Origin of the sequence: Methylobacterium sp. WL120 (assembly GCF_008039465.1) — a bacterium.
Classification (GTDB): Bacteria; Pseudomonadota; Alphaproteobacteria; order Rhizobiales; family Beijerinckiaceae; genus Methylobacterium; species Methylobacterium cerastii.
In genome coordinates this window covers 1-10,351 of record NZ_VRUT01000162.1, presented here as the reverse complement: position 1 = coordinate 10,351, position 10,351 = coordinate 1, and the positions used below count along the sequence as shown (strand labels likewise).

The window sequence follows — 10,351 nt, the reverse complement described above, 5'->3', positions numbered from 1 at the left end:
GGCCTGCGGCGTGCACCACGCCACGGCGCCGGCCGCGTCCACGGCGAACAGCGTGCGGCCCGCGGTATCGAGGGCCGCGCGCGCGCTCTGCGCCGCCCGCGCGCTCGCCAGATGCACGCGGATGCGCGCCAGGATCTCGTCGGGCGCGATCGGCTTGGTGACGTAATCGACGCCGCCGGCACCGAGCCCCTTCACGATGTGCTCGGTCTCGGTCAGCCCTGTCATGAAGATCACCGGCACGTGCGCGACGTGCGGCTTCGCCTTGAGGCGGCGGCAGGTCTCGAACCCGTCCATGCCGGGCATCATCGCGTCGAGCAGGATCACGTCGGGGGTGATCTCGTCGACGAGCGCCAGGGCGAGGTCGCCCGCCACCGCGACGAGGACGGTCGCCCCGGAGCGCTCGATCGCCTCGGTGAGGAAGTTCAAGGTGTCGGGGGAATCGTCGACGACCAGGACGATGTCGCGCTGCGGCTCAGCCATCGACGGCGGCTCCCTCCGACGCGGCCGCGCGATCCGCCATGCCGTCCGCCATGCCGTCCGCCATCGCCTGCAGCACGCTCAGGTAGCGCCGCATGTCGAAATCGGCCACGAGGCCGCGCATCCGCGCGACGAACGCATCCGGCACGCTCGCATCCTGCGCCATCTCGGCGAGCTTGGCCTCGATGCCGCGGATGTGCCCGATCCGCCCGAGCCGCAGCAGGTCGCCGACCTGCTGCGGCGACGGCCCCGAGGCTTCCGCGGAGGGTGTCGCCCTCGGTTCGGGCTCCGCCTCCGGGGCGCCCGCCCATTCGAGGCCGAGGAGCTGCGTGACCCGTTCGAGGAAGTCGCGCAGGTCGAAGGGCTTTGCGATGATCGCGTCGTGCGGGGCGTCGTCGCCGCGGATCGGGCTGATCTCGTGGACGTTGGCCGACATCATCGCGATCCGCCCGGCGAACCCCGCCTCCCGCAGGCGCTTGGCGACCGCCCAGCCGGACAGTCCCGGCATCGCGATGTCGAGGAGCAGCAGGTCCGGGCGTTCGGCCTCGGCTGCGGCGAGGCAGGCGGGACCGTCGATCGCCTCGACCACGACGAACCCCTCCGGCTCCAGGATCTCGCGCATCAGCGCGCGGTGCCCGGCGTCGTCGTCGGCGACCAGCACCGTCCGCCGCGCGCCGACGTAGGCGCGGGTTGGGATCGCCGGCGGGACCGGGATCGGCGCGGCGCGGGTGATCGCGGACAGCATCAGGCGGAAGCGGAAGGTCGTGCCGCGGCCGAGCTCGCTCGTCACCGAGATCTCGCCGCCCATCACCTGCGCCAGCAGGTTGGCGATGGTGAGCCCGAGCCCGGTCCCCGGCGTGCCGGCGGCGGCCGGGGTCGTCCCGCGCTCGAACGGCTCGAAGATCCGCTCCAGGTCGGACTCGGGGATGCCAGGCCCGGTGTCGCGGATGGTGAACACCGCCACCTGGCTGCGGTAGCTCAGGTCGAGCGCGACGTGGCCGGCCTGGGTGAACTTGATCGCGTTGGAGAGCAGGTTCAGCAGCACCTGCCGCAGGCGCTTCTCGTCGGTGGCGACCACCGCGGGCAGGATCTCGGGCCGGGTGAAGCGGAAGTCGAGGCCGGCGCTCTGCGCCTGCAGCCGCACCATGTCGACGATCTGGTCGAGCACCTCGGCGATGCGGATCTCGTCGCGATGGATCTGCAGGCGGCCCGCCTCCATCCGCGAGATGTCGAGGAGGCCGTCGATCAGGCCCGAGAGGTGCTGGGCGCTGCGCCGGATCACCCGGATGCCGTTCTGGCGCGCTGGCGGGATCGCCGCGTCGCCCTCCAACAGCTGGGCGTAGCCGAGCACGGCGCTCAAGGGCGTGCGCAGCTCGTGGCTGATGCCGACGACGTAGCGGCTCTTGGCGAGGTTGGCGGCCTCCGCCGTCTCCTTGGCGGTCTGGAGCTTGGCGTCGGTGACCTTGTGCGCCTCGATCTCGGCCTCGAGCAGGGCGGTCTGGCGCCGCGTCTCGGCCTGCGCGACGCGGCGGCTCTCGTGCGCCAGCACGAACAGCCACGCGACCACGCCGAGGATGACGACGAGGATGAAGAACACGCTGGTCAGCGCGGCGCGCAGCGCCACGCGGTGCTCGGGATGCTCCAGCGTCGCCCCGGCGTGGACGATGCCGAGGATCAGCCCGACCACGGCCACCAGCGTCAGCATCAGGGCGAGGTAGCGCCCGAGCGGCGCGCCGATCCAGGCGGCGGTGCGCGCCGGCACGATCCGGCCGAGCACGGCCTGCGCCTGCGCCTCCAGCTTGCCGTGCGGCTTGCACAGGTCGCCGCAGCGGGCGTCCAGGGAGCAGCACAGCGAGCAGATCGGCCCGTCATAGGCCGGGCAATGGGCCATGTCCTCGCCCTCGAACGGCAGCTCGCAGACCCGGCAGACGATCTCGGGCCGCCCCCAATCCGCCTTCGGCGTCCGCGCCAGGTAGTAGCGCCCGCTTGTCGCCCAGGCGATCAACGGCGCCGCCGCGAACGCGACGCCGAGCGTCAAGAGCGGCGCGAAGGGCTGCAACGCGCGCCCGAGCAGCCCTGCATGGGCGAAGGTGCCGGCGAGCAGCGCCAGCGTCATCGCGCCGGTGCCCACCGGGTTGATCGCGTAGAGGTGTGCGCGCTTGAACTCGATGCCCGGCGGCGACAGGCCGAGCGGCTTGTTGATCGCGAGGTCCGAGGCCAGCGCCCCGACCCAGGCCGAGACCACGACCGCGTAGAGCGGCAGCGTGCTGGCGATGGTCTTGTCGATGCCGAGCTCCATCAGCAGCAGCGCGATGGCGACGTTGAAGACGAGCCAAACCACCCGCCCCGGATGGCTGTGCGTCAGGCGCGAGAAGAAGTTCGACCATGCGATCGAGCCGGCATAGGCGTTGGTGAGGTTGATCTTGAGCTGGGAGACCACGACGAACGCGGTCATCAAGAAAAGCGCCGCCTCCCGCGAGGGCGTGACGTAGCCGAAGGCGATCCAGTACATCCGGGTCGGCTCGGCGGCGTTCTCCGGCGCGACGCCGTGCTCCATCGCCAGCACCGCGAGGAACGCGCCGAGGAGGATCTTGAGCATGCCCGGCACGATCCAGCCGGCGCCGGCCGCCAGCACCGCCGCCCACCAGCTCCGGTCGCGCGGTCCCTCGGGCGCCGGCACGAACCGCAGGAAGTCGACCTGCTCGCCGACCTGCGCCAGGAGCGCCAGCAGCACGCCGGCGGCGAGCCCGAAGCGGGCCGCGTCGAACCCCGCACCCGACCCGGGGGCCAGGCCCGGAAAGGCGAAGAGCGCATCGAGCGGGGCGTCGCCCTTCCAGGCGATGCAGGCGAGCGGCAGCAGGTTGAGGCCGACCCAGAGCGGCTGCGTCCCGATCTGGAACCGGCTGATCAGGCGGATGCCGTAGGCCACGAGCGGGATCACAACTGCGGCGCAGGCCAGATACCCGATCCACAGTGGCAGGCCGAAGCAGAGCTGCAGCGCCAGCGCCATGATCGCGGCTTCGATGGCGAAGAACAGGAACGTGAAGCTCGCGTAGATCAGCGAGGTCACGGTCGAGCCGAGATAGCCGAAGCCGGCCCCGCGGGTGAGCAGGTCCATGTCGAGGCCGTAGCGGGCCGCGTAGATCGTGATCGGCGCAGCGGTGGCGAAGATCAGCACGCCGACGACGAGGACGGCGGCCAGCGTGTTCGAGAACCCGGTGGCCAGCACCAGCGTGCCGCCGATCGCCTCCAGCGCCAGGAACGAGAGCGAGCCGAGCGCCGTCTGCGCCACCTGGAACGCCGACCAGCGCCGCGCCTTCTTGGCGGTGAAGCGCAGGGCGTAGTCCTCCAGCGTCTCGTCGGCGACGAGGCGGTTGTAGGCCCGCCGGATCGGGATGATGTGCTGGCGCCCGCTCATGGGGTGGTGGTCGGTCCCGAAACGTCCCCGGACGGCATGGCCCGCGGCGCGTGCGCCATCGATAGGCCGGATCGGCGCGGGATTCGCAAGAATCGTGCGCCGGCCCTGTCGTGCAATCGCTCGAAAGCGCTTGCCCTGTTCGACTTCGGCCTCAGTCGCCGGCGCCCGCCTCCGCGGGCTCAGGCTTTCGCTCCGCTCGACGCCTTTCAGGACCGAGGTCCTGAAAAGCCCGCTGCGCGGGGCGCTCTTCGCGCCCTGAACCCGCTGAACGCGGCTTCGAGCGATCACCCTGGCCGGCCGTACAGGCCCTGCATGCGGCCAGCATTGAATTCGCGGGCCCGCGACGGCATATCGCCCCCGCATTCGCGGTGGCGCCCGGTCCGATCCGGCCGGGCGGCGCCGGATCGTGTCTTGACGCGCTTCCCGACGCCGCGCCGACATCCGCGTCGTCGGGCAGCGCTCCTTTGAAAGCGGAGCGACGACTGTGAGCGAGACGGTGGAACGGCACGATTTCGGTGCCGAAGTCGGGCGGCTGTTGGACCTCGTGGTCCACGCCCTCTACTCCGACCGCGAGATCTTCCTGCGGGAGCTGGTGGCCAACGCCGCCGACGCGATGGACCGCCGCCGGTTCGAGGCCCTGACCTCGGCGGCGAGCGCCCTGCCGGCCGATGCGAAGGTGCGGATCACCCCCGACAAGGCGGCCCGCACGCTTACCGTCTCGGATGCCGGCATCGGCATGAGCAAGGAGGATCTCGCCTCGAACCTCGGCACAATCGCGCGCTCCGGCACGCGGGCGTTCTCGCAGACGCTGGCCGACGCCAAGCCCCAGGACGGCAAGGAAGACGAGAAGCCGAGCCTGATCGGCCAGTTCGGCGTCGGCTTCTATTCCGCCTTCATGGTGGCCGACCGCGTCACGGTCACCTCGCGGCGCACGGGCACCGACGAGGCCTGGACCTGGGCCTCGGAGGGGCAGGGCAGCTACACCCTCGAGCCGGCGACCCGCGAGGAGCCCGGCACCACGATCGTGATGCACCTGAAGGAGGATGCCGACGAGTACCTCGAGAGCTACCGCCTCGACCACCTGGTCCGCAAATGGGCCGACTTTATCACCGTGCCGATCGCCATCGTCGAGGACGGCAAGGAGGAATCGGCCAACCAGGGCACGGCGCTCTGGCGCAAGGCGAAATCCGAGATCACGCCTGAGCAGTACGAGGAGTTCTACCGCTCGGTCGGCATGAACTTCGACAAGCCGTGGGCGACGCTGCATTGGCGCGCGGAAGGCGCGCTCGAGTTCTCGGCGTTGCTGTTCGTGCCCGGGATGAAGCCGTTCCAGGCGGTGGAGGGCGAGCGCGAGAGCAAGGTGCGCCTGCACGTCCGGCGCATGTTCATCACCGACGACGCCAAGCTGCTGCCGTCCTGGCTGCGCTTCGTGCAGGGCGTGGTCGACACCGAGGACCTGCCGCTCAACGTCTCGCGCGAGATGCTGCAGACGACGCCGGCGCTGGCCAAGATCCGCCGCGCGGTCACCGGCCGCGTGCTCTCCGAGCTGACGAGCCGGGCCAAGGACGCCGAGGGCTACCAGGCCTTCTGGGAGAACTTCGGGCCGGTGGTGAAGGAAGGTATCTACGAGGACCACGAGCGCCGCGCCGAGATCGCGCCGCTGCTGCGTTTCAAGTCCTCCGCGGTGGAAGGCTGGACCGGGCTCGCCGACTACGTCTCGCGGATGAAGGACGGCCAGGAGGCGATCTACTACCTCGTCGCCGACGACGCCGACGCGCTCGCCCGCTCGCCCCAGCTCGAAGGCTTCCGCGCCCGCGGGCTCGAGGTGCTGCTGCTCTCCGACCACGTCGACGCGTTCTGGCCCGAGCAGCTCGCGCGCTTCGAGGAGAAGCCGCTGCGCTCGGTGACCCAGGGCGCCCTCGACCTGTCGAAGTTCTCTGGCGACGCGGAGGCCGGCGAGGCCCCGGCCGGCGTCGACGACCTCGTCGCCAAGATCAAGGCGGCCTTGTCCGACGACGTCTCGGACGTGCGCGCCACCGACCGCCTCGTCGACAGCGCCGTGGTGCTGGCGGCCGGCGGCAACGGCCCCGACCTGCAGATGCAGCGCCTGCTGCGCCGCGCCGGCCGCGCGGCCGGCGGCGGCAAGCCGATCCTGGAGATCAACCCGCGCCACCCGCTGATCCGCGCGCTGGCCGAGGGCCCGGAGGACGCGATCGCGCCGGCGGCCGGCACCCTCCTCGATCTCGCCCGCATTCAGGACGGCGACACCCCGCGCGACCCTGTCGCCTTCGCCCAGGTCGTCGCGGCGGCGCTGGCCGGGAAGGCCTGAGCCGACCGACGGTCGCGATCGAAAAAGCGCGATCGCGCTTGTGATCCGGCGGTGCTTCATGCTAGGCACCGCCGGTCTCGACGAGGCACCTCGCGGAGAGGTGGCAGAGCGGTTGATTGTACCGCACTCGAAATGCGGCATGGGTGCAAGCCCATCGGGGGTTCGAATCCCCCCCTCTCCGCCACATTTTCTCGCCTAGGCTGAGCCCCTCTCACAAAGCGCTTTCGCCCGCCATGTACACGGGATTGTACACGCGTGCCGAGCCGTCATCTCACCCGCAATGGTAAGACCCCTGTCTTTCAGATCCGCGTGCCGAAGGCCCTCGACCCAGATTTGCGCCTAGCGCCGATTCGGGTGACGATCGGACAAGTGCCGAATTCGCGGGCGCGTCGGATTGCCGACATCCTCGCGGGAATGGCACGCTATGAATTCGAGCGTATCCGGAGCAGCCCATTGGACGCTGTCGACCCTGCAGCCAGCCGCAGGCGCATCGAGCAACAGCTTACGGTTGCCCTGCCGGCATTGCTTGGTCTCGCCGTGCTCGACCGCTGTGCGTTGCCTGACGACATTCGCGTGCCCGCTGTTGATGCCGTCTTCGATGCGCTGAGCCACATCGGCTGCACCCGTGCAATGAAAGTGGAGTCATCAGCACGCGGACCCTTTTTGGAGGTGCCGATCGTTTCAGCCCTCCAAGACGAGAATACCGCCCGCGGCATGCTCGGCATGAGCTCGGTCGCCATCGCTGCGCGCCCTGATCCCGTCATGGCCGAACTCGCCGCCATCAGAGCTATGCTGTGCACGAAGGATGGTCCGAAAGGCCCACCGTTCAGCACCGCATCCAAGCGCTTTATCGAAGGCCGCAAGAAGACCTACGGCGATCCTCATCACCCCGAGATCGGCTACCTCGAACACCGTAGAGCGATCTTTCTGGCGATCACCGGTGATAAACCGATCGACAGCTACACGCGCTCCGATCTCCAGGAATTCGTCAACGAAATCGCTTGGCTTCCGCCAAATGTCTCTAAGCTGGAGGACTACGACGTTGAGCGCGCGCGTGATTACATAGCAGCGAATAAGGCGCAGGAAGGACAAGGTTTAGCCGCAAAAACCATTCGTGAGACATATCTCAGCAGGATCAAAACGATACTGCGGGAGACCTGCGCTGACGCAAAAGTGCCGATTGCCTTCGAGGGCAGGATCGTGATCCCGAAGCGCGCAGCACCCTCGAAGTCACGGTTCGCGCCCGATCAGGATGAGTTCGGACGAATCGTCGAGAAGGGCATAGCGTCTGGCATATTGTCCGACGCTCTTCTTCCAGCATTAGGTCAGCTCACCGGCCGCCGTCTTGGACTCCTTGTCTTCATGCGTCGCGAGAACATCATGCGCTACAACGGCGTGTGGGTTTACCGCTCGCAGTCGCACCAATTGCGCGACGGACGCTGGGAGCCGATCCCCTTCAAGACGGACGAGTCACTAGGTCTTTTCGTCCTCCACGACCTTTTCGAGACCTGCGGTTTCATGGATTGGGCGCTGAGCTCACCCGGGCCGGTCTTCCCGATGCTGATGCAGGCGAAGGACCCTGCCGATGCCGCGCAGAAGCGAATGAGCCGACTCTACACGGCATCCGGAGCCGACCCGCGGCGTTCTGGAACGTTTCATGGTCTGCGAGCTGGCAAGATTAGGAACGATCGTGATCTTGAGCTCCCGTCGCGAGCCGTCCGCCTACAGGTCGGCCACGAATTGACGGACGTCCACGAGAAGTACGATGGGCAGATGACGGACAAAGAGCTCAAAGCATTCGCGACAGCCCCCCTACCACCAGGTGTTGATTGGACAAATCTCTCACGCATTGATTTCGAAGCATTTGCCCACCGCCAACCAAAGGGTGGTCGTCCAAGGAAGCACTACAGAAATTAACACAGAAAAATGGTGCGCCTTACGCGATGCGACGCCGGACTTCACGGACCCATCTTTTTCAACGACTTGCACTTCCGAAGAAGTATCATGTTGTGCGTGACGTGAAACGTTCTGCAACACGTTTCTGGCCGGAAGAAGAATCATGAATGCTTGCCACACCAAAAGGTTGCGCAGCTCAAACGCGCGTCTGAAGCATGTTGAATCGGTGGGTACCGACCTTAAGCTCCGAGCAGGCAAGCGAAGCATTGGGTGGGCCCGGAAGAACTCGATTTTCCGCGCGCCAACCTAAGCAATTTCAAATTTTAAGATGTTCATCGACACGGAAATGTTATGCGCTTCTGACTGCACGCACAAGCCACTCCAGGAATACAATTCCTGCGTGTCTTTTGGGGGGGGAGGGGGAATTCTGCGTCTCAGTTCAGGATGCCCCAAAAACCCGCGCTCTTTGCGGACCAGTTTTCTGAGTCAGCGTCACCACCGTGCAGCGCTGCGCGTCACGTCCGGCTCAACCCTGGGGATCTCGACACGGTCGTAGGTCTCGCATGGGCTCTGCTCCACCCCCGACACGTCGGCCCCGCAAGCTTGGCAAGATAGCGCCAGCACGTCGTGCTGACGGGTCGGGTCGGGTCGGGTCGGGATGAAGCAGGCGGCATGCGCCGGGATGCGGCTTGGCCTTGCGTTTCGGGACGGAGGGCTGCGACGACTTCTGCCCCTTCGACGGCGGCAGGCTCGAATTGTCCGGCGTCTTGGGTGGTAGGCCGAGCTTCGCTTCCAACTCCGAAACCCGTGCCGTCAAGCGCACGTTCTCGGCCATCAAGGCGGCATTCTGGGCCACCAGCGCCTCGATCCGCTCCATCAGGGGGGCGATCAGGGCATCTTTGTCGGACAGGCAGGCGAGTGGCTTCACCCACCCTTTGACTCACAGACGAGCCCCGCCGTCGAGCGGAAATGCGACCTCATCCCTCCAGCCAACCGATGTGCACAACCCCAAAGGACCTGAGCAATTACGAATAAAGCCGCAACTTTACCACATCCACGTAATTTATGCAAACATTCCTATAAATGTATACTATACTTACATGACCGTTAAGACAGTTTGTTAAATCATTGAGCCATCAGCGGTCGGTGTGCAGAACTAGGGGGATCAGTTTTAAATACGTAGTGACGATGAGGTGCGGCCTCGTTATCCCTTTAGATGTCTTAACTTTGATCTTTGGAGCGAAACTTGAAACAGTTTGTTATCGCCGCTGCGGCCGCAGCTTTGGCAGCATCCACTGGGTATGCGCATGCGCAGCAGGGAGCTTATGACCGATCGTTCACTCAGCAGGTAACTCCTCAGAATGACAGGTGTTATCAGGTAATTTATAACAGGCAGGTGGATCTAGTGAATCCTCAGGGCATTCTCCGACAGGGCGCAAGCAATTCCTTCGAGACAAATATCATTTATCAACGTGGCGGTTTCGCGAGAGACGCTTCCAATCCCGCGATCTATGAAGAAACTAGAACTACTGTGAGCCCAGAATTTTACTCGATGCGTCAGTCAGGGTGCCCGCGTCGCATTCGATAGTAAATCTTTTGCAGGCGATATAAGAGCAGTCCGCGGGTGCAATACCGGCGGACTGTTATTTTATTGGACAGTATCATCTTCATCGACGAGACGTCGGCCGCCACCAACATGGTGCGGCCCTATGGCCGATCCCCACGGGGCGAGCGCTGCCGCATCTCCGCTCCACACGGGCACGACAAGACCACCACCGTCACCGCCGCCCTGCGCACGAACGGCCTCGTCGCCACCACCTTGTTCGACGGAGCGACAAACGGCGATCGCTTCCTGACTTACGTTACCGGCACCCTGGTTCCGGTGCTAAAGCGCGGCGACACGGTCATCCTCGACAACCTGAACGTCCACAAAGTCACCGAGGTGAGGGCAGCCATCGAGGCGGCTGGCGCACGCTTGCTCTACCTCCCGGCCTATAGCCCGGACTTCAATCCGTGTATGGATGGCTCCTGCGGGTCAAGGATGTCGGATCGGTTCGGGTGAACTGGTCGGTTGCGGCCATGTATACGGCGTCTGATCTGCAGCGGATCGCTGCGCGCCCTGATGAAGTCCGCTTGGAGAACAGGTCCCACTCAATCGAGCGCGCTCGAAGCGCTTCGGATTGATCGGGGTGTCCTGGTTCTTCCTCTCCGTTTGTTCGCCATCACCTCAC

4 protein-coding genes, 1 tRNA gene and 1 pseudogene are annotated in these 10,351 nt (G+C 66.1%); 4 read left to right on the top strand and 2 right to left on the bottom strand.

Annotated features, from left to right (window positions below):
• Positions 1 to 480: response regulator (locus tag FV229_RS22300; protein WP_147754060.1), on the bottom strand; the 480-nt coding region annotated here is incomplete at its 3' end.
• The gene (locus tag FV229_RS22295) at positions 473 to 3,895 is read right to left on the bottom strand and encodes an ATP-binding protein (protein WP_147754059.1); all 3,423 of its coding nucleotides are present in this window, start codon (positions 3,893 to 3,895) and stop codon (positions 473 to 475) included. The genes FV229_RS22300 and FV229_RS22295, both read right to left, overlap by 8 nt.
• Positions 3,896 to 4,379: 484 nt before the next feature.
• Here FV229_RS22295 and htpG point away from each other — a divergent pair, with 484 nt between their 5' ends.
• The 4 genes and pseudogenes from htpG to FV229_RS22275 form a co-directional block, all read left to right on the top strand.
• Positions 4,380 to 6,224 carry a molecular chaperone HtpG gene (htpG, locus tag FV229_RS22290; RefSeq protein ID WP_147754058.1) on the top strand — a complete coding sequence of 615 codons (1,845 nt, stop codon included), beginning with the start codon at positions 4,380 to 4,382 and terminating at the stop codon, positions 6,222 to 6,224.
• Between the two features lie 94 nt (positions 6,225 to 6,318).
• Positions 6,319 to 6,408: transfer RNA gene (locus FV229_RS22285), tRNA-Ser, on the top strand.
• A 71-nt stretch (positions 6,409 to 6,479) separates the two neighbouring features.
• Positions 6,480 to 8,141 (top strand): hypothetical protein, encoded by a 1,662-nt coding sequence (locus FV229_RS22280; RefSeq protein WP_147754057.1) that lies wholly within the window; start codon positions 6,480 to 6,482, stop codon positions 8,139 to 8,141.
• Between the two features lie 1,633 nt (positions 8,142 to 9,774).
• A pseudogene (locus tag FV229_RS22275) lies at positions 9,775 to 10,134 on the top strand (transposase); the annotation flags it as partial.
• Positions 10,135 to 10,351 lie beyond the last annotated feature (217 nt).